Here is a 24,271-nt window from a genome sequence, read left to right on the forward strand (position 1 = left end):
CGGCGGCGAGCGTTCCCGAGTGCTGCGGCTACTTCGCGAGCACCTTCGCGCGATCCGGCAATGTCACCGGCACCTGGTCGGCATTGCAGCTACCGATCGCGCACAGCTGCTTGCGCAGCGCCGGCGCGCTCTGCGCGATGATGTGGAAAATGACATTCTGCTCGAGTTCGCCGTGGAAGGCCTGCGCGCCGGGACCGCGCGCGAAGATCGCGACATCTTCGCCACCGTGGCTTTCGCTCATGAACGGGACGGTCGATTCCTGCATGTAGTCCGGCGCCTCGGTGTCGACCTTGGTGAGATCCGGCCGGCGGCTCGCCGGCTTGCCGAGGCTACGGTAGTAGTGCGGATAGGTCTTGGGGCCTTCGGGCTGGCTGTCGCTGGCACCGGCATAGCCGGGGCCGTTGGCGTAGCCCAGCGTCGTGTACGGCAACTTGTGCTGGTCCAGCGCGAGCGTCGCGCCGGCGTCCTCGAAATCCGAACCGCCGTGGACCAGGCCGAGGATCGGGTTGCCGCGCTGCGGGTAGCCGGCAAAGGTCAGCGTATGCGAATGATCCGACGTGACGACGATCAGCGTGTCCGCGACATCGGTATCGTCCATCGCCACCTGTACGGCGTCGGAGAACGCGATCGTGTCGGTCAGCGCGCGGAACGCGTTGCCGGCGTGGTGGCCGTGGTCGATGCGGCCACCCTCGACCATGAGGAAATAGCCCTTGGGATTCTTCTTGAGCAGCTTCAGGGCCGTGCGCGTCATGTCCGCGAGGCTGGGCTCGTCGGCGGCGACACGGCCGGTTTCGCCGGCCGGCGGATTCAGGCGGTCGTGGTCGAAACGCATGTGCGAGCGCTCGAACAGGCCGAGCAGGTGCCGCGTCGATGAAATATCGACTTTGTCGAATTGTTCCTTGTTCCATACGTAGCTCGCGCCGGGACGCGCGGCCCACTGGGCGATCAGGTCGCGCTGGTCCAGGCGCTTGCCAGGCCGTCCGGTCTCTTCCGGATCGCGCTGGGTCGGCAGCATGAAATTCTCGCGGCCGCCGCCGAGCGCCACTTCGAGGCCGTCGCCGAACGGCTGCTCGACGAGCTGCCGCGCGAAGTCGACGCAGTCGCCACCCTTGGGCGACTGCGCCACGTCGACGTCGGATTCCCAGTTGCGTTCGGGCAGGTGGCCATAGGTCGCGGCCGGCGTCGCGTGCGTGATCTTGGTCGTCGTCACCGCACCCGTGGACAGGCCGGCGAGTTCGGCCAGTTCCAGCGCCGTCAGCACTTCCTGGCCGCGGCTGGACGCGCAGTCGGCGCGTTCGGCGGCCTGGGTGACGCTGATGAATCCGGCCCTGGTCTTAACGCCAGTCATGATCGCGCTCATGGTGCCCGCGGAATCCGGCGTCTGCGCATCGGTTTCGTAGGTGCGGCTCAACGCCGTGTACGGCAGCGTCTCGAACGCGAGCCGCGCGCTCTCACCGTCCTTGCCCTGGCGCTGGCCCATGAGGATATGTGCCGCGGCGATCGTCGGGATGCTCATGCCGTCGCCGAGGAACACGATGACGTTCTTCGCGCGCGGCGGCGTGTGGCCGACGTTGGCGTGGGCCGCGGCCGCACCGGCCGTGAACCACCAGGCCGCGGTTTCCTGCTGCGGGCGCTGGATCACCGGCACCGCGATCGGTGTCGGCGCGCGCGCCGCTGAGGGCCCTGGCTGGCTGGCGCAGGCACTGAGGGTCACGGCGACGGCGGCGGACAACAGGCACAAGGCTTTCACGAGGCTCTCCGGGTCATATACGCACGACGGTAAGCAGGCAGTGTGACAGCGCTGCGTCGCGCCGGCTATCAGGTCCCAGGCACCCCGGACATGCGACGGACGCAGGCCGATGCTAAGGTTCGCGCCCGACCTTCAGCCACCTCCCTGCCATGTCCCGTGCCCTGCTTGCCTTCAGTCTTGCCGCTGCCCTGACCGCCTGCGCCAGCGGCGGAGGCGGCAAGAATCCGCGCCTCGAAGACGGCGCGCGCGCCGATGTCGCGCTGCTCGAAACCACCGACCTGCACGCCAACGTGCTGAGCTTCGATTACTTCAAGGGCGCGGTCGACCCGACCCTCGGCTTCGAACGCGTCGCGACGCTGATCCGCACCGCACGCGAGGAGAATCCGAACAATTTCCTGTTCGACGACGGCGACACGATCCAGGGCACGGCCCTGTCGGACCACCAGGCCCTGGCCGAGCGCCTGCCGTGCTCGCAGAAGCTCGCGACCTACAAGGCGATGGATGCACTGGGCTACGACGCCGGCACCATCGGCAACCATGAGTTCAACTATGGCCTGGACTTTCTGGCCCAGGTCACCGGCACACCGCTCGATGCCGATGGCGTCAACCCGCAGAAGTGCCAGGGACCGGCGTTCCCTTTCGTGCTGTCCAACGTGTTCTCCGCGCGCGACGGCAAACCGCTGTACGCGCCGTGGCTGGTGCTGGAAAAGACCATCACCGCATATACGCCCGACGGCAGTGCGATCAGCGTGCCGCTGCGCGTTGGCGTGCTCGGTTTCGCGCCGCCGCCGATCCTCAAGTGGGACAAGCGCAACCTCGAAGGCAAGGTGACGACACTCGGCGTGGTCGAGGCGGCGCAGAAATACCTGCCGGAGCTGCGCGCACAGAAGGTCGATCTCGTCGTGGCGGTGTCGCACGGCGGCCTCAACCCGTCGCCCTATGTCAGCGACATGGAGAACGCGAACTGGCACCTGGCCGGCGTCGACGGCATCGACGCGATCATGCTCGGCCATTCACACGACACCTTCCCGAACGCGAGCAACCCCAAGTCGCGCTTCAACACGATGGCAGAAGTGGACAATCAGCGCGGCTTCGTGCGCGGCGTGCCTGCGGTCATGGGCAGTTTCTGGGGCAAGGGCCTGGGCCTGATCAAGCTCGCCCTGGAACGCAAGGGCGGACGCTGGCAGGTGGTCAAGGACAAGACCTACAGCGAAGTCCGCAGCATCTGCACCAAGGACCAGGACTGTGTCGCGCCGGATCCGGAGATCGCCAGGCTCGTCGACGCGGAGCACCGCGCGACCATCGCGTGGGTCGATACGCCGATCGGCGAGACGAGCTTCCGCATGAGCACCTATTTCGCCGATCAGGGCGACGTCAGCGGGCTTGGCGTGGTCAATGCCGCACAGCGCGCCTTCACCGAGGAGTGGATCAGGAACGAACGGCCCGACCTCGCCGGCATCCCGGTGCTGTCCGCCGCCGCGGCGTTCAAGGCCGGCTTCGCCGGGCCGGAAGACTACAGCGACGTGAAGCCCGGCAAGGTCACGATCAAGAGTGCGGCCGACCTGTACCTGTATCCGAATACCATCGCCGCAGTACAGATCGACGGCGCAATCCTCAAGGGCTGGCTGGAGAAATCCGCCGAGCGCTTCAATCGCATCGACCCGCAGTCGGCCGAAGCACAGGCGCTGATCAACACGCGCGTGCCGACCTACAACTTCGACGTGATCCAGGGCCAGCTGAGCTACACCATCGATCTGACGCGCGCAGCCGGCGAACGCATCGTCAAGCTCACCCATGCCGGCAAGCCGGTGAAGCCGGACCAGCCTTTCATCGTCACGACGAACAACTACCGCGCCAGCGGCAGCGGCAGCATCCCGGGACTGGACGGCAAGAACATCGTCATGTCATCCGAGACGACCAACCGCGACGTGGTCATCGCGTGGCTCAAGGCACACCCGAAACTCGCGCGCGGCGACATCGAAGCCAGTCCGGTGCATTTCCTGCCGCTGAAGCTCAAGGCCCCGCTCACCTTCCGCTCGCGTGCGGGCCAGGCGGCGATTGCCAAAGCCAGCGAACTCAAGGGCATCCGCGAGCTCAGCGACAACGGCGACGGCACGGCGACGTACGGCTTTTCGCCGTGAATGCCGAGGCCGGCTGATTGCGTGATGAGCGCAGTCGATCGGCGATGGTGTGCCTGGGAAATCGGCGCGCTCGGGATTCCTGGAATCCGTGGGTGTCCAGGTAACCGCTGTTAACCGCTGATGGGTGTCCAGGAACCATCCGGAAATAGGTGTCCGGAAATACCGGGAATAGTGGGTGCCCAGGAAATTGGGTGTCCAGGAAATTGCACCGGTGTCCAGGAAATTGCACCCGGGAAATTGGCATCCAGGAACTCGGCACAGGAAAGCGGCAGGGGTCCAAGGAAGTCGTCCGTCCAGGAAGTCGTGCGGGGAATAGTGGGTGTCCAGAAAATGGATCGGATGTCGAGGAACCCGGCATTCAGGAACTCGGCAATGGGTGTCCAGGAAGTCACCCCAGGAAGTCACCCGATGTCCAGGAAGTCATCCGGGAAATAGTCGGGTGTCCAGGAAATACCGCCGTGGGTGTCCAGAGATTTAATGAATGTGTGCCCCAGGAAATCATTCGGTGCGTTCGCGAATTCTGGGATCCGAAGACCATGCCACCGCGTTCAGGCATGCCGTTCACCAGCGTGGATGCGCCGCGCGCACGCTGCAGCGCGAGCGTGGCCGGCTACACTCGCGCAATGAGCAAGAAGACCGAAGCGCCGGGCAGCGACGGCGACGGAATGCCGCAACTGGCTGCAAAGCCGCGCAGCCGCAGCAAGCCCGCCGAGGCTGACGCCACGTTGCCGAGACCGCCGCCGAAACCGCGTATGCCGCGCAAGCCGGCCGCGGCGGCAGCAAGCGACCAGACGACCGCGACAGATGCAACGGTGCAGTCGCCGGGGGCGGCGGCGCCGAAGCCGCGCAGCCGTGCACCGCGCGCGGCCGCGCCCGTGCCGGGGGATTCCGCCTGAGCGTCGGCTGCGCCAAGCCACGCCGGCGCTTCCGCGACCCTGGTTCCGCCAGCCGCGACAACGCCCGCTTCGGCCCCATCCCTGCGCGCGGCGGCGGCCGAAGCATCGGCCGGTCCTGCGACACCGACCAATCCTCCATCGACTCTGCCCGTGACACGTACGGACGCGCCAACGCCTGCATCGCTGTCTGCGTCCGTACCGGCCGCGCCACGTCCGGCGACACCGGCACCCAGGGCGACGGACGCGTCCACCGCGGTCGCGGCGACGGCTTCCACAGCATCGCCATCCATGCGTGCCGCTGCAGCCGGGGGGCCGACGACGGCGCCCAGTCCCGCACGACCACCATTACCGGTGGCCGCGAGCGCAGCCACCGAGCGCCCGACGGATTTCCCCTCGGCGGAACGCGTTCAACCCGTTTCTGCCACCGCGATGCGCCCCGATCTGGCACCCGCGGAACAGGCGCCGCCGGCGGCGCCTGTTCCGCCCACCACGACCCGACCTGCACACGTGGCGACCTCACCGGCGCCGCCACCCATGGCGCCAGCATCCGCCGCGACGCCGGCACGCGCGGCGCCGGCGCCGGCGCCGGTAACACCAGCGACATCAACGCCAGCACCCGCAGGACCAGCGGTGCCGCCTACCGCAGCTGCGCCGCGCGCGACCGCTACGCCACTGGCATCCACGTCCGGTGCATCGATGACGGCACGAACCGCCGCCGACCGGGCTCAACACGCACCGCCGCGCCCCGACACGTTCGGCGCGACGCCTGCCACCACGGGGTCAGCCGGCATGACGACGAGCACGACGGCGCCGCGCACTCCGCCGGCGCCGACGGCCGCGCCGTCCCGTCCCGCCCAGCCCTTGCCGGCCTCGGCCACTGCATCCGTCGACGACGAAACCGCGTCCGCGCCGCCGGCGTTCCTGCAGCCCCGTGTGCGCGGCACGGCGCCGTCGGCGCCGGCAGCGAAATCATTGCCGGCGGCGAGACCGGCGCCCGGAAAAGCCGCGATGAAGACCGCGACACGCGACAAGGCGCACAGGGCAGCGGCTGCCCCGCCGGCACATCCGGCCGACGCGTCGGCGCGGTCCCGCGGCGTGCTCGAGGCGCTACTGCGCCTGCTGCCAAAACACTGGCGCCCCGCGACACGCGACTACCTCGTCCTCATGCGCATGGACCGTCCGATCGGCGCGCTGCTGTTGCTGTGGCCGACCTGGTGGGCGCTGTGGCTGGCCGCCGACGACTTTCCACCGCCGCACCTGCTCGTGATCTTCACGCTCGGCGTATTCCTCATGCGCGCCGCAGGTTGCGTCATCAACGACTATGCCGACCGCTGGCTGGATCCCCAGGTCGAGCGCACGCGCGGCCGGCCGATCGCAGCCGGGCGGATCACGCCTCGCGCCGCGCTGGTGCTGTTCGGCGTGCTGATGGTGCTGGCCTTCGGGCTGGTGCTGCTGACCAATGCGATGACAGTGAAGCTGTCGCTGGCCGGCGCGGCGCTGGCCACCCTGTATCCGTTCGCCAAGCGCTATACGCATCTGCCGCAGGTCGTGCTGGGCGCAGCGTTCGGCTGGTCGATTCCGATGGCGTTCGCGGCAGTCAACGGCGGTGCGCCGATGACGACCTGGTTCCAGGCGCTGCCGCCGCTGTGCTGGCTGCTGTTCCTGGCCAACGTCGTATGGGCCACGGTCTACGACACCGAATACGCCATGGTCGACCGCGACGAGGACATCGCCGCCGGCTCGAAGTCCACCGCGATCCTGTTCGGCGACGACGACCGCATCATCATCGGCGTGCTCATGGGCACCTTCGTGCTGGCCCTGCTGATGGTCGGCACGCGCGCGGGGCTGCACTGGACCTACTACCTTGGCGTCGGCGCGGCCACCGGATGCTGCATATGGCAGCAGTACCTGATCCGGGAGCGTGAACGCGCGGCGTGCTTTGCTGCGTTCCGCAACAACCTCTGGCTAGGCATGGCCGTATGGGCGTCGATCTGCCTCGCGCTGGCGTTGCAGCATAGCTAGAGCGATACGGACGCCCGCTCTATCTGCACACCGCTTGCAGTTCCGCGTGACGCCAGAGCGCCAATCGTCCGGACCGCCACTTCAGCGGAACCTCTGGCAAGGACCGTCAGCTGCCGCAATGGTCGCCGAACACCTGCGTCCCTCCGCCTGCTGATAGCCCTTTCGCTACCTTTACGCTCGTAACTCTGTGCGCAACTGGACTAGTTCCTTTCGGCGCACGCCTTCAATCCCTCAGGAGACATGCAATGACCGACGGCTGCTGGGTCCAGTTCTGGGACGACGACGCGTTCCAGAGCGCCACGCTACGTTTCGACGGCCCCAAGAGCGTGAACAACCTCGATGACTACACGCAGTCCGACGGCGACAAGGAAGGCGACGAGCCGGATTCGCTGAAGACCGGTTCGCGGACCTGGCTCATCGTCTACAAGGACCGCGACTACGGCGGCAAGCAGGCCAGTTTCGGGCCTAACACCGAGGTGTCGAACCTCGACGACTACGGCTTGGGCGGCAACATCAGCAGCTTCAAGCTGTTCGACTCGCGTCCCGCCTCGTTCACCGAAAGCAAGACCGGCGGCCCGTTCGCGACTGAAGTGAACGACCCGACCGTCAATGCCGACACGGTCAACAACCTGTTGCGCACCGCGGTGTCCACGGCACTGGGGCTGATTCCCGTCATAGGCGGCACCATCAGCTCACTCGTCAGCGGCCTGTGGCCCGACGTCGACAACACCGAACAGCTCTGGGCGAGCGAGCAGAACTACATCAACCAGGTAGTTGCCGGCGTCTACTGGCAGCTGACCTATGAAAAACTCGACGAGCGGCTGGAATCCCTGTACGACGCGGCCAAGCGCTTCGCCGATACGCCGGAAACCCAGAAAGATTCCAAGGTGGATAACTTCACCAACCTGTTCGACACGGTGAACAACGACGCCGCGTACTTCGTCGACAAGCAGAACCCCGAAAGCAAGCTCGGTTTCTTCCTGCCGTATGCCACGCTGCGGCTGGCCACCCTGCGCGAGAACCTGCAGCACTACACCTACTACCACGATGAACCGCTGACCGAGGAATACCGCGTCGCGCTCACCATCGAAATCCGCAACCTGATTGCCGAGTACCAGCAACTGCTGGTGACCGCGCGCGACCGCATCATCACGCGGCGCCTGGAATTGATCGTGGTGCAGGAAGACAGCCGCGACGTCTATCTGGTCGTCGACCTGTTCAACGGCTGGCGCGGCGTGACCAGCAACCGCACCAAGGCCGACTGGCACCTGGCCCAGTACAAGGACTGGGTACGCAATGTCGTCGCGATGAAGCTCGATCTGAGCAATGCGGTCAGCCAGCTATGGGCCTGGTTCGATCCCGACCAGGCCATGCCCGTCACGGCGCCGGAGATCGACTATGCCACCGGTCCGTATGGCGAATACCAGGGCACCACCGGGTTCGACCATCGCGCCGGCGGCCGCACGCTGACGCAACTGTCGATGTGGAGCGGCAGCCTGATCGATGCATTGCAGGTCAGCTTCGATGGTGTCGCGCAGGCCAAGGCCGGCGGCAACAACGGTGCGCCGCAGAGCCTGTCGCTGAGCGCAAGCGCCGTCGTACAGGCCGTCAACGGCTACGAGACTGGCCTCGTCAACCAGCTCACCTTCACCACCAACGACGGCCGCACGCTGAGCGGCGGCACCGGCGGCACCAATCCCAACGCGCTGTTCGACAATCCGCCGCTGCCCGGCAGCTCGGCCACCTGGCTGACCGGCATCTCGGGCGAGGCGAAATCGGGCAGTTCATCGACCGACAACGTCAAGGCCGTGACCTTCCACTGGCGCTGCCGGCTGGATACTTGAAGGCAGGAACGAGGGGACAGGAGCGAGAAACGAGTGGCGCCAGCCGGGCTCAGCGCTTCGACTCGTTTCTCGCTTCTCCCCACTAGTTCCTGCTCGGCGCACGCGCGATCGCCCAGATGTCGACGCGTCCGACGCCGGCGCGGCGCAAGGCCAGCGCGCATTCCTGCGCGGTCGCGCCGGTCGTCATGACATCGTCGACGAGGGCGACGTGCGCTGGCAGCACGATACCGTCGCGCACACGGAATGCGCCTTTCAGATTGCGGCGCCGCGCCAGCGCACTGAGTCCGCTCTGCGCGGGCGTGGCGCGCTCGCGCCGTAGCGCGTCCGGTAGCAGCGTGATGCCGCTGCCGCGCGCGAGCGGCCGGGCCAGCTCCAGCGCCTGGTTGTAGCCGCGCTCGCACAGGCGATCGACATGCAGCGGCACGGGCAGCAAGGCTTCGGGGCGAGCCGGCGCCTGGCGATGCCAATGGTCGAGCGCGAGTTCGGCGAGCACCCGGCCGGCGGCCAGGTCGCCGGCAAACTTGAAGCGCGTCAGCAGTCCGCTCAATGGCGGGGCGTACAGCAACGGCGCCCAGGTCGACTGGAAGGCCGGCCGGCGCTTCAGGCAGCGCCCGCACCAGTCCTGGGCCAGCGCCAGGGGCTCGCCGCAGCAGGCGCAGGCGGTCGCATTGGGCCGCAGGTCGGTTTCACAGGCGGCGCAGAGGTCGCGACGCCGCTTGCCCGCGCCGCGGCAGAGCAGGCAGCGCGACGGCAGCAGGGCGAAGCCCAGGCGTTGCCACCAGCCGTCAACCGTCGTACGCGATTCCAAGTTGACAGCCTCCGCCCGCGTCGGGACACTCGCGCCGAATTTAGCCCGCAAGCGATCGCCCATGACAGCCCTACGCCACGACTGGACGCGCGAGGAAGTGCTCGCGCTGTTCGACCTGCCCTTCGCCGACCTGCTGCACCGCGCCCAGTTGGTGCACCGGCAGCATTTCGACGCGAACGCCGTACAGGTGTCGACCCTGCTGTCGATCAAGACCGGTGGCTGCCCCGAGGACTGTGCATATTGTCCGCAGAGCGCGCGCTACGCGACCGGGCTCAAGGCCGAGAAGCTCATGGGCCTCGACATGGTGCTGGACAAGGCGCGGCAGGCCAAGGCCGCTGGCGCGACGCGCTTCTGCATGGGCGCCGCGTGGCGCTCGCCCAAGGACAAGGACGTGCAGAAAGTCGCCGAGATGGTCGGCGCGGTGAAGGCGCTGGGGCTCGAAACCTGCGCCACGCTCGGCATGCTCAGCGGCGACCAGGCCCGGGCGCTGAAGACCGCGGGGCTCGACTACTACAACCACAATCTCGATACCGCGCCCGAGTTCTACGGCGACGTCATCCGGACACGCGAGTACCAGGATCGCCTCGATACGCTGGAACACGTGCGCGACGCCGGCATGAAGACCTGCTGCGGTGGCATCGTCGGCATGGGCGAGACGCGCGCGCAGCGCGCCGGCCTGCTGCAGACCCTCGCGAACCTGCCGCAGCAGCCGACTTCGGTACCGATCAACCGGCTGGTGCAGGTCGCGGGCACGCCGCTGGCCGGAACGGCCCTGCTCGATCCGTTCGAGTTCGTGCGCACGATCGCGGTCGCGCGCCTGCTGATGCCGCAGTCGATGGTGCGCCTGTCCGCCGGCCGCGCGGAGATGAGCGACGAACTGCAGGCGCTGTGCTTCCTTGCCGGCGCAAATTCGATCTTCTACGGCGAAAAGCTGTTGACCACGGGTAATCCCGACGTGGAGCACGACCAGGCGCTGTTCCGCCGACTCGGCGTGCACCCGATGACCGTGGTCGAACAGTCCTCGACCGTGCACGCCGACATCGTCGAGAGCGACGCCGGTCCCGCCTGCGGCAACGGTGGCTGCGGCGGCACCTGTGCCGACAGCAGCCTGGTCGACGACAGCATCGCGGCCTGAGCGTGCCGCGGCGCGTGCCGCGCGATTCCCATGTCCCGTCCCGATCTGCTAGCCCGTCTGAGCCATGCCCAGACCAAACGTGCCGAGGCCGATCTGCTGCGGCGCCTGCGCTGCGTGGAGGCGGCCGACGGTCCGTACGTCGTCATCGGCGGGCGCCGTCTGCTGAGTTTCGCGAGCAATGACTATCTGGGCCTCGCGCAGCATCCGCGTCTGCGCGAGGCGCTGACCGCGGCCGCACGGCGCTGGGGCGTCGGCGCGACCGCCGCGCACCTGCTCGGCGGCCATCGCGCCGAACACGAGGCGCTCGAACGCCAGCTCGCGCGCTGGACCGGGCGCGAGCGTGCCCTGCTGTTCTCGAGCGGCTACATGGCCAACCTCGGCGTGCTCGGCGCGTTGCTGCACGAGGGCGACCTGTGCCTGCAGGACAGGCTCAATCACGCCTGCCTCATCGACGGCGCACGCCTGTCCGGCGCGACGATGAAGCGCTATGTGCACAACGATACCGCCAGCGCGCGGCGCCAGTTCGAGACCGCGCCTGGCCTGCCTGCGCTGCTCGCGAGCGATGGCGTCTTCAGCATGGACGGCGACATCGCGCCGCTGCGCGAGCTGGCCACGCTGTGCCGCGAACAGGGCGCGCTGCTGCATGTCGACGACGCGCACGGGATCGGTGTGCTCGGCACGGACGGCGCCGGCAGCGTCGCCGAAGCGGGGCTGGATCAGAACGACGTGCCCGTGCTCATGGCCACGCTGGGCAAGGCGCTCGGCGTCTGCGGCGCGTTCGTCGCCGGCAGCACCGCGCTGATCGACGGGCTGGTCCAGTTCGCACGCACGCACATGTATACGACGGCGCTGCCGCCGGCGCTGGCGGCGGCGACGTCCACCGCGGTCGACATCGCGCGTTTCGAGACCTGGCGTCGCGAGCGCCTGCGTGCGCTGATCGACCACTGGCGCAACGGGGCGCGCTCGCAGGGCCTGGACGTACTGCCCTCGCGCACGCCGATACAGCCGCTGCTGGTCGGCGACAGCGCTGCGGCGCTGCGGCTGTCGCAGGAACTGGAAACACGCGGCTACCACGTGCCGGCGATCCGGCCGCCGACCGTCGCCGCGGGCAAGGCGCGGCTGCGCGTGACCTTGTCCGCGCTGCACACCGAAAGCATGGTCGAGCAGCTCCTGGATGCCGTCGTGCAGGCGCGCGCATGAAGCCGCCGGCCGACGACCTCGACGCGCGCGCGCCGGTCTGGGAAGCGATGTCCGAGCTGTTCCTGGATACCGACACCACGCGGTTGCACGCCACGGTGGCGCAGGTGCTGGCGGACTCGCCCTACAGCGTGGAAGAACTGCGCGACATCCTCGTCGAGGAGATCAACCCGGTGCTCTGGAGCAACCTGTACTGCGTGGCCGGTATCTGGCAAGGCTTCGACCAGGACGGATTGCGTGACGAAATCCTGCGCCAGCAGACGCGTTCGCGCTGGCGCCGTCGTCTGCTGCCACAGCCGGTGCTCCGCGACGACTGGTGCGCGATCGTGCCGCTGGTCGGCGCGCTGCGCGAAAGCGTGGAGCGCTCCACCGTTTCCGCACTCACGGACGACTCTATTTAGTCCATGCACATCGAAACCCAGGGCAACGGACCCGATCTCGTCATGATTCACGGTTGGGCGATGCACAGCGGCATTTTCGCGCCGCTGACGCGCGCGCTCGCGACGTGGTTCCGCCTGCATCTCGTCGATCTGCCGGGCCATGGCCTGAGCCCGCAGCGCGACGAACGGCTCGTGCTCGCGGACTGCGCTCACGCCATCGCCGAGCGGGTGCCGCACGCACTGTGGCTGGGCTGGTCGCTGGGTGGACAGGTCTGCCTCGAAGCGGCACGACTGCGCCCGACGCAGGTGCAGGCGCTGGTACTGATCGCCTCGAGCCCGCGCTTCGTGGTTGGCGAGGACTGGCCGCACGGCGTGTCGTCCGACATCTTCAACCAATTCGGCAGCGGCCTGCGCGAAAACTACGCCCGCACCATCGAACGCTTCCTCGCGCTGGAAGCGCACGGCTCCGAACACGCGCAGAGCGAACTGCGCGAGCTACGCACGCATGTGTTCGATCGCGGCGAACCGGCGCTGCAGGCACTGTGCGACGGGCTCGAGATCCTCGACCACGCCGACCTGCGCGCCGATCTGGCCGCGTTGCGTGCGCCCAGCCTCTGGATCGCCGGACGACGTGACAAGCTGATCCCGCCCGCGGCGATGCAGTGGGCTGCGCAACGCAGTCCCGCAGGCCGCTATCTCGAATTTTCCGCCGGCCACGCCCCGTTCATCGGCCATGCGGCCGCTGTCGCCGAGGCGATCCGCATCTTCCACGCCGAGGTCGCCGCATGAGTCCGTTCGACCGCGATCAGGTGCGCCGCGCCTTCGGCCGCGCCGCCGCCGGCTATGCCGAGCACGCCGTGCTGCAGCACGAAGTGGAAGACCGTCTGCTCGAACGCCTCGACTACGTGACCACGCCGCCACAGCGCGTGCTGGATCTCGGCTGCGGCCCGGGCCGCGCCAGCGGCCGGCTGCGCAAGCGCTGGCGCAAGGCCGAGGTGATCGCCATGGACCTGGCCCTGCCGATGCTGCAGCAGGCGCGCCGCGAAGGCAGCTGGCTGCGACCGCTCGCGCGGGTGTGCGCCGACGCGCGACAGCTGCCGCTGGCCGATGCCAGCATCGACGTGCTGTTTTCCAGCCTGTGCATGCAGTGGATCGTCGACCTGCCGGGTCTGCTCGACGAATTCCGCCGCGTGTTGCGGCCGGATGGATTTGTTGCCTTGTCCACGTTTGGCCCGCTGACCCTGCATGAGCTGCGCAGTGCCTGGGCAGAGGTCGACCGCGCGCCGCACGTCAGCCAATTCCCCGACATCCAGCGCGTCGGCGACGCGCTGCTCGCGGCCGGGTTTCGCGATCCGGTGCTCGACGGCGACGATTTCACCCTGACCTATGCCGATGCCCCGGCGCTGATGCGCGACCTCAAGGCGATCGGCGCGACCAATGCCGACGTGCAGCGCCGGCGTGGTCTGACAGGCAAGTCGCGTCCCCAGGCCGTGGCACGCGCCTACGAGCCGTTCCGGCGCGAGGACGGCCGCCTGCCGGCGACCTACGAGGTCATCTACGCGCATGCCTGGGGACCGAAGCCCGGCCAGCCGCGACGCAGCGGCGGCATGGACATCGCGACGTTCCCGCTCGATCAGCTGCGCATCCGGCGCAAGCCCGAAGGTTAGCGGGGTGTCCCGAAGAGGGCTTGTGCCCTTTTCTCGATTGCGTACGCGATCGACTCTCGGGCGACCCATTCTGGATCGCACGAGCGGGCTGTTTTTCAACCGCCTGCCAGGATCAGCGTCCGCGCAACGAATCGACCGCGTCGTTGAGGCCGGACAGGGTCAGCGGATACATGCGCCCCTGCATGAGTTCGCGCGTGATGCCGATCGACGGCGTCCACTCCCAGCGCGACGGCTCGACAGGGTTTAGCCAGACGGCGCGCCGATACAGTTCGGTCAGCCGTCCCAGCCACACGGCGCCGGCTTCCGGATTGTGGTGTTCGATGCTGCCGCCGGGTTCGGTGATCTCGTACGGGCTCATGCTCGCGTCGCCGACGATGACGAGCTTGTAGTCCGCGGCGTATTTGTGCATCAGGTCCAGCGTCGGCTGGTGCACGTCCCAGCGCCGCGAGTTGTCGCGCCACAGTCGCTCGTAAATGAAATTGTGGAAATAAAAATGCTGCAGGTGCTTGAACTCGCCGCGCGCGGCCGAGAAGACCTCCTCGCAAATGCGTACGTGGTCGTCCATCGACCCGCCGATGTCGAGCAGCAACAGCACCTTGACTGCGTTGTGCCGTTCCGGGCGCAGCTTCAGGTCCAGCCAGCCGGCGTTGCGCGCGGTCGCGCGGATCGTGCCGTCGAGGTCGAGTTCCTGGTCCGCGCCGGTGCGGGCCAGGCGACGCAGCGCACGCAGGGCGAGCTTGATGTCGCGCGTGCCCAGTTCTCGCGTGTCGTCGAGATTGCGGAACTGACGCTGCTCCCAGACCTTGACCGCGCGACGCTGGCCCGATTGGCCGCCGATGCGCACGCCTTCGGGGTTGTAGCCCGAATGGCCGAACGGCGAGGTGCCACCCGTGCCGATCCAGCGCGAACCGCCCTGATGCCGCTCGTGCTGCTCGCCCAGACGCTGGCGCAGCTCATCGAGCAATTTCTGCAACCCGCCCATCGCCTCGACTGCGGCTTTCTCCTCGGACGTGAACTCGCGCTCGAACTCGCGCCGCAGCCAGTCGGCCGGCACATCCCCGTACAGCTGCTGCGCGGCGGCGTCGACACCGGCGAAAAAACTGCCGAACGCCCGGTCGTACCGATCGAACTGGGTTTCGTCCTTGATCAGGCAAATCCGTGCCAGCACATGGAATTCGTCGAGCGACAGGCGCGAAAACCCGGCACGTAGCGCATCGAGCAGTGCCAGCAGTTCGTGGATGCCCGGCTTGAGTCCCTGGCCGCGCAGCCAGAGGAAAAAGCGGATCAGCATGGTACCGCCGCCCGGCGCCGTCCCAGCACCCCCGCGTCACCGGGCCGTCGACACCGCGGCGGTGGCAACGACACAGGTTGACGGGCAGGTCCGGCTAAACGCTTATGCAACACGGTTGGTGGCATGATTCGGCCTTCGGGTTCGCGACAGCGGCGGCTAAAATCGCTAGTCTGCGCGGCCTTTATGCCGCCGCATCGGCGCCGGCCACGATTCTACGTTTGCGGAGATCCCTCGTGCAGAAGCTCGTCCTCCCCCTGCTGATCGCCAGTCTGGCCCTCGCCGCCTGCGGCCAGTCCAACAACGCTGCCAACCAGACCAAGGCCGCAGCGCAGGCACCTGCTCCGACGTCGGTCACCGGCACGATTTCGCTCAAGGTCCCGGCACCAGTCGGTCCGACCGCCCAGCTCAAGCTGTCGCTGACCAACGTCAGCCTGAAGCCGGAAATTACCATTGCGCAGAGCACGACCAGCCCAGGCCAGCTGCCGGCTCAGTTCAATCTGCCGTTCGAGCCGGGCAAGATCGACCAGAACGCGCTGTACGTGCTCAACGTCGAACTCCTCGACGGCGAGCGCCGCTACGTCGCGCCGCGCCAGTATCCCGTCATCACGCGCGGCTCGCTGGCCAAGGTCGACGTGGTCATGACGCCGGAGCCCACCGCGTCGGAAAAGCTCGATGCCGAATATGCCGGTCTCGAACGCGCGATCGGCGGCATGAAGCGCTCGCAGGGCGCCAGCGAGGATGAAGCCAGCACCACCGCGTGGGACGGTTTCTTCGATGGCAAGAACGGACTGCGCTATATCCGCGAAATCACCGACTACGGCGACAAGGGCCGCACGAATCTCTTTTACGCCTACCGCGATGGCAAGCCGATGGCCGTCGTGCAGGAACGCGTGCCGGCCATGGCCGAACGTCCGAACGCGGTGACGCGCGCTGGCTGGGACGAAGCGGGCACCCTGGTGGTGAAGACCAAGAAGGAAGGCGGCAGCATCAGCGTGCTGGCCGATGCGGAAGCCAAGTCTCTGTACGACCGCGCTGTTGCCAAGTACGACGTGATTTCCAAGCGCACACCGAAGTGATCGCACGGTAGGCCTCGAAGGCCGCTCCTTCGGATTCACCCGAAGGAGCGGCTGAAGTCAGCGGCGCAATGCCTGCTGCCTTGTATACGAATATGGCGATTCAGCCAGTGCGTCGCCTGACGGGGCGAGCATCGCGTGGTCACACCGCTTGCGGTTTCCCTTCACGCCGGCGGGCTTCCGACGCGGCCGGAGAGGGGGCGAGGCATATTCAGCTGCCGCGGCGCGCCATGAACGCGATGCGCTCGAACAGCTGTACGTCGGCTTCGTTTTTCAGCAGCGCGCCGTAGAGCGGCGGAATCGATTTCTTCGCATTGCGCTCGCGCAGGGTTTCCACGGCCAGATCCTCGGCCAGCAACAGCTTGAGCCAGTCCAGCAGCTCAGACGTGGTCGGTTTCTTCTTCAGGCCCGGCATATCGCGCAGCGAGAGGAATGCGGTCAGCGCTTCGTGCACGAGGTCGCGCTTGAGTCCCGGGAAATGCACGTCGACGATGGCGCCCAGCGTCTCCGCGTCGGGAAAGCGGATGTAGTGGAAGAAGCAGCGGCGCAGAAACGCGTCGGGCAGTTCCTTCTCGTTGTTGGACGTGATCATCACGATCGGGCGGTGCAGCGCGCGCACCGTCGCGCCGGTCTCATAGACATGGAAATCCATGCGATCGAGTTCGCGCAGCAGGTCGTTCGGAAACTCGATGTCGGCCTTGTCGATCTCGTCGATGAGCATGACCGCGCGCGTCTCGCTCGCGAAGGCCTGCCACAGCTTGCCCGGCACGATGTAGTTGCCAATGTCGGTGGCACGCGCCTCGCCGAGCTGGGAGTCGCGCAGGCGCGCGACCGCATCGTATTCGTACAGGCCGTGCTGCGCCTTGGTCGTGGACTTGATGTGCCACTCGATCAGCGGCGCACCGAGCGCGCGGGCGACTTCCTCGGCGAGCAGGGTCTTGCCGGTGCCAGGCTCACCCTTGATCAGCAGCGGGCGCTGCAGGGTGATGGCGGCGTTGACGGCGAGCTTGAGTTCGTCCGTCGCGACGTAACGATCGGTGCCTTCAAAACGCATGGGCTTCACTCATCGTGGCGTCCGGCCGGCAGCGTACTGCGGGCCGGACGGCTGGTCTTGGCAAAATCGCGCGCAGCGTTCACGCGCGAAAGCGCGAAAAGCGGTGCCACGTATCGCACCGAATCGACGAAGGATTCGCCGCGTCCGGGGCACCTTATCAGCTGCGCTTGGCCTTCGCGAACGCATCGGCGAAGGCGTTGTTCGACGGCGCCGGCGCGCTGCCGGGCTTGGGGCCGAAGCTGCGCGGCGCGTTGTCGCGACGCGGCCCGCGCTCGTCGCGACGCTGTCCCGGAGGCGCGCCGGCGCCGGCGGGACTGGCCGCATCGCCAATCGGATCATCCAGGCGCATCGTCAGCGCGATGCGCTTGCGCGGGATGTCCACTTCGACGACCTTCACCTTGACCACGTCGCCGGCCTTGACCACTTCCCGCGGATCCTTGACGAATTTGGTCGACAGCGCCGAGACATGCACGAGGCCGTCCTGGTGCACGCCAATGTCGACGAAGGCACCGAACGCGGCGACGTTGGAGACGCGGCCTTCCAGCACCATGCCGGGTTTGAGGTCCTTGAGGTCTTCCACACCGTCGGCAAACGTCGCGGTGACGAAGCCGGGACGCGGATCGCGGCCGGGCTTCTCGAGTTCCTTGAGGATGTCCTTGACCGTCGGCAGGCCGAAGGTCTCGTCGGTAAACTGCTCGGCGCGCAGCGTCTTGAGGAATCCCGCATCGCCGATGAGGCTTTTCACTTCGCGCCCGCAGGCCTTGATGATGCGCTCGATCACGGGATAGGCCTCTGGATGCACGGCCGAGGCGTCCAGCGGATTGTCGCCGGCCGGGATGCGCAGGAAGCCGGCGCACTGCTCGTAAGCCTTGTCGCCGAGCCGCGGCACTTTCTTCAATTGTTCACGAGTGCGGAACGCGCCATTGGCGTCACGGAACTTGACGACGTTCTCGGCCACCGAGGCGGACAACCCGGCGACGCGCGCCAGCAGCGGCGCCGAGGCGGTATTGACGTCCACGCCGACCGCGTTGACGCAGTCCTCCACCCGCGCGTCGAGCGCACGCGCCAGCTTCACCTGATTCACGTCGTGCTGGTACTGGCCGACGCCGATGGCCTTGGGCTCGATCTTGACGAGTTCGGCGAGCGGATCCTGCAGGCGCCGCGCGATCGACACCGCGCCGCGCAGGCTCACGTCCATCTCGGGAAATTCACGCGCCGCGATTTCCGACGCGGAATAGACCGAGGCGCCGGCTTCGCTGACGACGACCTTGGCCAGTTTGAGTTCGGGCGCCTTTTTCATGAGCTCACCGACGAGCTTGTCGGTTTCGCGCGAGGCCGTGCCGTTGCCGATCGCCACGAGATTGATGCCGTACTGGCGGCTCCAGGCCGCGAGCTGGGCAATGGACTGGTCCCACTGGTTCTTCGGTTCGTGCGGGTAGATCACGCCGGTCGCGAGCACCTTGCCGGTACCGTCGACGATGGCGGCCTTGCAGCCCGTGCGTATGCCCGGGTCGAGGCCCAGGACGACCTTCGGTCCGGCCGGCGCGGCGAGCATGAGGTCCTTGAGGTTGTCGCCGAATACGCGGATCGCCTCGTCTTCGGCGCCCTCGCGCGTCTTGCCGAACAGGTCCAGCGCCAGGTGCAGATGCAGCTTGATGCGCCAGGTCTGGCGGCAGGTTTCCAGCAGCCATGCGTCCGCCGGACGGCCACGCTGGGCGATGCCGAAATGCGCGGCGACGCGGCCTTCGGCCTCCGCATGCCCGTTGTCGGGTTCGGTGGTCGGTTCCAGTTCGAGGTCGAGCACGCCTTCGTTGCGCGCGCGGAACAGCGCGAGCATGCGATGCGAGGGAATCGCCTTGATCGGTTCGGCATGATCGAAGTAATCGCGGAATTTCGCGCCTTCGTTTTCCTTGCCGGCGACGACTTTGGCGCGTACCTGGCCACGCTCGTTGAGCCAGCTGCGCAGCTCGCCGACCAGCGCCGCGTCCTCGGAGAACTCTTCCAGCACGATGGCGCGCGCGCCATCCAGTGCAGCCTTGATGTCGGCCACGCCTTTTTCCGCGTCGATGAAGCGCAGCGCCAGTTCTTCGGGTTTCTGCGTCGGATCCTCGCGCAGGCCGTCGGCCAGCGGCTGCAGCCCGGCCTCGCGCGCGATCTGCGCCTTGGTGCGGCGCTTGGGCTTGTACGGCAGGTATAAATCTTCTAATCTTGCTTTTGTATCTGCCAACAGTATTTCTTTTTTCAATTCTTCACTGAGCTTTCCCTGCTCGGAAATGCTGGCGAGGATCGCGGCGCGGCGCTCTTCGAGTTCACGCAGGTAGCGCAGCCGCTCTTCGAGATTGCGTAGCTGTGTGTCGTCGAGTCCCTCGGTAACTTCCTTTCGGTAGCGCGCGATGAATGGAACGGTCGCGCCGCCGTCGAGCAGCTCGATGGCGGCACGCACCTGGGACGGCTTCGCGACGATTTCTTCGGCAATTTTCTGTTCGATGGTGAGCATGAAACCTGATCTTCCTGGCTGAACAGCAGCGTCACGTCGGTCACGGGAGCTGGGGCGGGCATTCTAGTGCCTGACGCGCGCATTTGCGCCTGCGTGGCCGCAGCTTGATCAGGATCAAGGGTTGCATCGTGCGTCGCTGCGAACATACCTACATTCGTCAACTGCAAGGTGTAATCGCGATGAATACCCGAACTGCCGCAACACTCGCACTGCTCGCCGTTTCGCTGCTGGGCGGCACGAACGCAAGCGCCGAAGACTGGACCTTCAAGGTCGGCCTGCATCAAGTCGAGCCGCGATCGAACAACGGCGTGCTCGCCGGCGGCACGCTGCGCGCCGACGTGTCGGGCGACTGGCGCCCGACCTTCCAGATCGAGCGTCTCCTCACGCCGAACTGGGGCATCGAACTGCTCGCCGCGACACCGTTCAAGCACGAGGTGCACCTCAACGGCGTCAGTGCGGCCGAGGTGTCGCATCTGCCCCCGACGCTGTCGCTGCTGTATCACTTCAACCCGACCGGCCGCGTCTCGCCGTTCATCGGCGTCGGCCTCAACTACACGGCATTCTTCGATGTCAACGAGCGCGGACCGCTTGCCGGTACGCAGCTGACGCTCGACAAGTCATGGGGCGCTGCTGCGCACGCGGGACTGGATTTCGCGATCGACGAGCGCTGGCTGGTCTCGGTCGACCTGCGCTGGATGGACATCGATACCGACGCGCGCGTCAACGGCGTCAGCGTGGGCACCGTGAATATCGACCCTCTGGCCTACGGCGTCTCACTGGGTTACCGCTTCTAGCGGCTGCGCATCGCGCCGTGCGGCGGAAACGCCGCACGGATAGCGCCGCCTGAGCACACGAGGCCGACGCGCTACGCCGCGCGTCGCTTCAGGTGCACGAGCAGCAGGGAAATCGCCGCTGGTGTCACGCCGGCGATGCGGCCCGCCTGGCCGACGGTCTGCGGCTTCGCGCGGATGAGTTTCTGCGCGACTTCCGCCGACAGTCCGGATACCGCGGCGTAGTCGAACGCGGCCGGAATGGCGGAGTCTTCATGACGGCGCTGGCGTTCGATCTCGTCGCGCTGGCGATCGAGATAGCCGGCGTACTTGATGCCGATCTCGACCTGTTCGGCGACCCGCGCGTCCGCGGCTGCCGGACCGATGCCGTCGACACGGACGATGCTGGCGTAGTCCAGTTCCGGCCGGCGCAGCAGATCCAGCGCGCTGGCTTCACGCGTGAGGCTCACGCCCAAGGTGCTTTCCAATGCGCGCCCGAGTGCGTTTCCGGGTGCGGCCCAGATTGCGCCGAGACGCGCGGTTTCCGCCGCGATCGCCTCGCGCTTGGTGCGGAACGTGTCGTAGCGCGCCTGGTCGACGCAGCCGAGCGCGAAACCCTGTTCGGTCAGGCGCAGATCGGCATTGTCCTCGCGCAGCTGCAGGCGGTACTCCGCGCGTGAGGTGAACATGCGGTAGGGCTCGGTCGTACCGTTGGTGATGAGATCGTCGACGAGAACGCCGAGATACGCCTCGTCGCGGCGCGGCGTCCAGGCTGGCTTGCCCTGCGTTGCGCGCGCGGCGTTGAGCCCGGCCAGCAGACCCTGCGCGGCGGCTTCCTCGTACCCGGTAGTGCCGTTGATCTGACCGGCGAAGAACAGGCCGGCGATGGACTTGGTTTCCAGCGACGCATTGAGCCCGCGCGGATCGAAATAGTCGTATTCGATCGCGTAGCCGGGACGCGTTATGTGCGCCTGCTCGAATCCCTTGATCGAGCGCACCAGCTCCAGCTGCACATCGAACGGCAGCGAGGTGGAAATTCCATTCGGATAGATTTCCACCGTATCGAGGCCTTCCGGCTCGACGAAGATCTGGTGCGAATTCTTGTCGGCGAAGCGCACGACCTTGTCTTCGATCGACGGACAGTAGCGCGGGCCGACGCCTTCGATCTTGCCGGTGTACAGCGGCGAGCGGTCCAGCGCCCCGCGGATGATGTCGTGCGTGCGTTCGCTGGTGTGGGTGATCCAGCACGGCAGCTGGCGCGGATGCTCGGCGATGCTGCCCAGGAAGGACATCACCGGCATCGGATCGTCGCCGGGCTGCGACTGGAGTTCGCGGTAGTCGATGCTGCGTCCGTCGATGCGCGGCGGCGTGCCGGTCTTGAGCCGGTCCGCGCCGAGCGTGAGTTCACGCAGGCGGGAGGCCAGCGTCGCGGCGGGCGGATCGCCGGCGCGGCCGCCGGCATAGTTGGCGAAACCGATATGGATCTTGCCGGCGAGAAAGGTGCCGGCGGTGAGCACCACCGCAGCGGCACGAAAGCGCAGACCCATCTGGGTGACGACACCGCCGATGCGGTCACCGTCGAGGATCAGGTCGTCGACGGCCTGCTGGAACAGGCTCAGGTTGGGCTGGCTCTCGATCATGCGGCGAATGGCCGCCTTGTACAGCGCGCGATCGGCCTGACAGCGGGTCGCGCGCACGGCTGCACCCTTGGAGGCATTGAGCACGCGCCAGTGGATGCCGGCCTGGTCAGCCGCCCGGGCCATTGCTCCGCCCAACGCATCGACTTCGCGCACCAGGTGCCCCTTGCCGATGCCGCCGATCGCCGGGTTGCAGCTCATCTGACCGACGGTTTCGATGTTGTGGCTCAGCAGCAGGGTCTGCGCGCCGCAGCGCGCGGATGCGAGTGCGGCTTCGGTGCCGGCATGGCCACCGCCAATCACGATGACATCGAACGTACGAGGGTAATCCATGGCAGACCAGCACTGGACGCGGAAACGGCGCGAATTCTAGCGCCTCGAGCCGTACGACGCCGATCGGTGACTTTCGCGGCGACGGTAAGGTCATTCGAGGCGCAGTTGGCACGCCCCCTGCATTATCGTTTTCGCACTCCCACCGACGCGCGGCGTTTGCGAGCACGTCGATAGTCGGAATTCAGGGGCCGGCTCTGCGTCGGTGGGAGGACGCACCAAAGACAGCTGCGGTGAGGTATCTAGCTCAGGGGCTAGAGGCTGGCGCCCGGCGGTCTTAGGAACAGGGGGAATCCAAGAGGACCGTGTGCCGGGCGCCAGTAACCGGTAAACGCCGCAGGTTGCGCAAGCAGCTGCGGCGTTTTTGTTTTGGGCCGCCGCAGAGTATCCGTGTGCCGCATTAGCAAACCGTGAAGCCGATCGAACTATGCGTGTGCGAACGAACGTGTTCGGCCACGTCAGGATGCGACCCACTCCGTCACCTGGCGGAAAAAATGCGTCAACCGTGACGAGGAGCGCATATTGCCGCGACTGGCACGCGAACTGCATCACAAAACCCGCGCCGAACACATTCAGGGGAACGCCGCCATGAACGCCGCCATCGATCCGATGATTCAGGTCAACCCGCTGTTCATGCGCGTGGATCTGCTGATCGAGATGAGCAAGCTTGAACTCGCGATCGCCAGCATCCGCTGCCAGAAGGCATCCAACGAAGCGGAACCGCTGGTTGCTCCGCTGGCGTCGCGCATTGCCCGCCTCAGTGAAGCGCTGGGCCGCCTGAGCGCCTGAACCACCTCTCTCCTCCGCGCCGACCCGCGCGGATTTGCATGGCCCCGCACTCCGGGGCCATTTTTTTAACGTCGGTCGGTTCGGTTGCTGTCTCCACCGCTGCGCGACGGCGCGCTGGGGGCCGGCGTGAAGCTCGGCGTACGATCCATTGACGGGGCCGGCGCGAAGCGGCGGGCAGGTGCCGGTGCCAGGTTCGGCGAGGAACTCCGCATCGGCGTCGGTGCGCGCTGCATCGACGGGCTGGTCAGGCGACCTTCGTCGAATGCCGGACCCGTGCGGACGGGCCTGTTTTCACGCCTGGGGAAACCCGGGGCATTGCCTTCCGGCTGGATGCGCTGCGGGCCTTCCCTGACACCCAGCTGGGGCTGCTGGCGTTGTGGTATGGCTTCGCCGCGACGTGCGCGCGGTGTGCCGTAGTACGGATCGACCGTGTCGGTCCTAAGCTGCCGCGCCGCGTCAGCGTTGTTCCACCGGTCCGGCCCGGCCGCGCCACCGCGCGGAGTTGCCAGCCGGGAGGGGCCCCGGTTCACGCCGACAGCACCATCGCGATCCGGCGCACCGCCACGCAATCCGGCGACAGCGGCGTTTTCGCTGCGCACCTGATTCGCGCGCTGGTGCGCCAGCGCCTGCTGATGGCGATGCCAGGACCAGTCGTTGTAGCCCACACCCCACCAGCTGTCGTACCAGGGCGAGTAGTTGTAGTACGGCCATGCCCCCGCGTAATAGCCGCCGCCGAAACCGTAGCCGAAACCGCCATAGCTGGCGCCGTAGTAGCTCGGCCCCCAGAAGGGATCGTAGAAACCGTAATAACCCGGCCCGACGCCGTAACCGGCGTAGTAACCGCCACCGTGGTTGTAGTCGCGCTCGTAGTAGTAGTCGGCGGCGCCTTCCTCACGGTAATAGCCAGTACTTGCGCAGCCGACGAGGGCCAGGGAAGCAAGGACGGAACAGAGAATTCGACGCATGGCAGTCACTCCAGATGCAGCGGAG

Annotated in this window: 20 protein-coding genes; 11 read left to right on the forward strand and 9 right to left on the reverse strand. The window is 67.0% G+C overall.

The window, feature by feature from the left end:
• Window positions 1-28: 28 nt before the first annotated feature.
• Entirely contained in the window at window positions 29-1,750 is a 1,722-nt protein-coding gene (locus RUU78_RS10190) for an alkaline phosphatase (protein WP_313916218.1), read from the reverse strand.
• Window positions 1,751-1,899: 149 nt separating this feature from the next.
• Here RUU78_RS10190 and RUU78_RS10195 point away from each other — a divergent pair, with 149 nt between their 5' ends.
• Complete coding sequence (locus tag RUU78_RS10195; RefSeq protein WP_313916220.1) at window positions 1,900-3,891, forward strand: bifunctional 2',3'-cyclic-nucleotide 2'-phosphodiesterase/3'-nucleotidase; 1,992 nt, start codon at window positions 1,900-1,902, stop codon at window positions 3,889-3,891.
• Window positions 3,892-4,501: 610 nt separating this feature from the next.
• On the opposite strand, the gene RUU78_RS10200 is transcribed toward RUU78_RS10195, so the two are convergent.
• Together RUU78_RS10200 and RUU78_RS10205 are read right to left on the reverse strand one after the other, a co-directional pair.
• Window positions 4,502-5,062: a hypothetical protein gene (locus tag RUU78_RS10200; RefSeq protein WP_313916222.1), complete on the reverse strand. Its 561-nt coding sequence runs from the start codon at window positions 5,060-5,062 to the stop codon at window positions 4,502-4,504.
• 450 nt (window positions 5,063-5,512) lie between these two features.
• The gene (locus tag RUU78_RS10205) at window positions 5,513-5,818 is read right to left on the reverse strand and encodes a hypothetical protein (RefSeq protein WP_313916224.1); all 306 of its coding nucleotides are present in this window, start codon (window positions 5,816-5,818) and stop codon (window positions 5,513-5,515) included.
• On the opposite strand from RUU78_RS10205, the gene ubiA reads away from it, so the two are divergent.
• Together ubiA and RUU78_RS10215 are read left to right on the forward strand one after the other, a co-directional pair.
• Window positions 5,796-6,809, forward strand: a complete 1,014-nt coding sequence (ubiA, locus tag RUU78_RS10210; RefSeq protein ID WP_313916226.1) for a 4-hydroxybenzoate octaprenyltransferase — start codon at window positions 5,796-5,798, stop codon at window positions 6,807-6,809. The genes RUU78_RS10205 and ubiA overlap by 23 nt on opposite strands.
• Window positions 6,810-7,054: 245 nt before the next feature.
• Window positions 7,055-8,653 (forward strand): hypothetical protein, encoded by a 1,599-nt coding sequence (locus RUU78_RS10215; RefSeq protein WP_313916228.1) that lies wholly within the window; start codon window positions 7,055-7,057, stop codon window positions 8,651-8,653.
• Window positions 8,654-8,735: 82 nt separating this feature from the next.
• Here the strand turns inward: RUU78_RS10215 and RUU78_RS10220 are convergent, their stop codons facing one another.
• Window positions 8,736-9,461, reverse strand: a complete 726-nt coding sequence (locus RUU78_RS10220; protein ID WP_313916229.1) for a ComF family protein — start codon at window positions 9,459-9,461, stop codon at window positions 8,736-8,738.
• A 61-nt stretch (window positions 9,462-9,522) separates the two neighbouring features.
• Between RUU78_RS10220 and bioB the strand changes: the two genes are divergently transcribed.
• The 5 genes from bioB to bioC are packed head-to-tail and all read left to right on the forward strand — an operon-like array spanning window position 9,523 to window position 13,840.
• The gene (bioB, locus tag RUU78_RS10225; RefSeq protein WP_313916231.1) at window positions 9,523-10,596 is read left to right on the forward strand and encodes a biotin synthase BioB; all 1,074 of its coding nucleotides are present in this window, start codon (window positions 9,523-9,525) and stop codon (window positions 10,594-10,596) included.
• A 30-nt stretch (window positions 10,597-10,626) separates the two neighbouring features.
• A complete protein-coding gene (gene bioF / locus RUU78_RS10230) occupies window positions 10,627-11,796 on the forward strand; it encodes an 8-amino-7-oxononanoate synthase (RefSeq protein ID WP_313916233.1) in 1,170 nt (389 codons plus the stop codon).
• A complete protein-coding gene (locus RUU78_RS10235; protein ID WP_313916236.1) occupies window positions 11,793-12,194 on the forward strand; it encodes a hypothetical protein in 402 nt (133 codons plus the stop codon). The genes bioF and RUU78_RS10235 overlap by 4 nt, the downstream gene beginning before the upstream one ends.
• Before the next feature lie 3 nt (window positions 12,195-12,197).
• Window positions 12,198-12,962, forward strand: a complete 765-nt coding sequence (bioH, locus tag RUU78_RS10240; RefSeq protein WP_313916238.1) for a pimeloyl-ACP methyl ester esterase BioH — start codon at window positions 12,198-12,200, stop codon at window positions 12,960-12,962.
• The gene (bioC, locus tag RUU78_RS10245) at window positions 12,959-13,840 is read left to right on the forward strand and encodes a malonyl-ACP O-methyltransferase BioC (RefSeq protein WP_313916240.1); all 882 of its coding nucleotides are present in this window, start codon (window positions 12,959-12,961) and stop codon (window positions 13,838-13,840) included. Before bioH ends, bioC begins: the two co-directional genes overlap by 4 nt.
• A gap of 112 nt (window positions 13,841-13,952) precedes the next feature.
• On the opposite strand, the gene RUU78_RS10250 is transcribed toward bioC, so the two are convergent.
• On the reverse strand, window positions 13,953-15,131 hold the full coding sequence (locus tag RUU78_RS10250) for a VWA domain-containing protein (RefSeq protein ID WP_313916242.1): 1,179 nt from the start codon (window positions 15,129-15,131) through the stop codon (window positions 13,953-13,955).
• A 233-nt stretch (window positions 15,132-15,364) separates the two neighbouring features.
• Here RUU78_RS10250 and RUU78_RS10255 point away from each other — a divergent pair, with 233 nt between their 5' ends.
• A complete protein-coding gene (locus tag RUU78_RS10255; RefSeq protein WP_313916245.1) occupies window positions 15,365-16,207 on the forward strand; it encodes a YbaY family lipoprotein in 843 nt (280 codons plus the stop codon).
• 208 nt (window positions 16,208-16,415) lie between these two features.
• Here RUU78_RS10255 and RUU78_RS10260 read toward each other — a convergent pair whose 3' ends face one another.
• Both RUU78_RS10260 and RUU78_RS10265 read right to left on the reverse strand, forming a co-directional pair.
• Window positions 16,416-17,258: a MoxR family ATPase gene (locus tag RUU78_RS10260; protein WP_313916246.1), complete on the reverse strand. Its 843-nt coding sequence runs from the start codon at window positions 17,256-17,258 to the stop codon at window positions 16,416-16,418.
• A 157-nt stretch (window positions 17,259-17,415) separates the two neighbouring features.
• A complete protein-coding gene (locus RUU78_RS10265; RefSeq protein WP_313916248.1) occupies window positions 17,416-19,755 on the reverse strand; it encodes a Tex family protein in 2,340 nt (779 codons plus the stop codon).
• 179 nt (window positions 19,756-19,934) lie between these two features.
• Between RUU78_RS10265 and RUU78_RS10270 the strand changes: the two genes are divergently transcribed.
• Complete coding sequence (locus tag RUU78_RS10270) at window positions 19,935-20,549, forward strand: OmpW family outer membrane protein (RefSeq protein WP_313916250.1); 615 nt, start codon at window positions 19,935-19,937, stop codon at window positions 20,547-20,549.
• 71 nt (window positions 20,550-20,620) lie between these two features.
• Here the strand turns inward: RUU78_RS10270 and mnmG are convergent, their stop codons facing one another.
• Window positions 20,621-22,495: a tRNA uridine-5-carboxymethylaminomethyl(34) synthesis enzyme MnmG gene (mnmG, locus tag RUU78_RS10275; RefSeq protein WP_313916252.1), complete on the reverse strand. Its 1,875-nt coding sequence runs from the start codon at window positions 22,493-22,495 to the stop codon at window positions 20,621-20,623.
• A gap of 585 nt (window positions 22,496-23,080) precedes the next feature.
• On the opposite strand from mnmG, the gene RUU78_RS10280 reads away from it, so the two are divergent.
• Window positions 23,081-23,281, forward strand: coding sequence for a hypothetical protein (locus tag RUU78_RS10280; RefSeq protein ID WP_313916254.1), 201 nt, complete (start codon window positions 23,081-23,083; stop codon window positions 23,279-23,281).
• Window positions 23,282-23,346: 65 nt separating this feature from the next.
• On the opposite strand, the gene RUU78_RS10285 is transcribed toward RUU78_RS10280, so the two are convergent.
• Window positions 23,347-24,246, reverse strand: coding sequence for a hypothetical protein (locus tag RUU78_RS10285; RefSeq protein WP_313916256.1), 900 nt, complete (start codon window positions 24,244-24,246; stop codon window positions 23,347-23,349).
• Window positions 24,247-24,271 lie beyond the last annotated feature (25 nt).

This window comes from Tahibacter sp. (genome assembly GCF_032229445.1).
In the GTDB taxonomy this organism is placed as follows: Bacteria; Pseudomonadota; Gammaproteobacteria; order Xanthomonadales; family Rhodanobacteraceae; genus Tahibacter.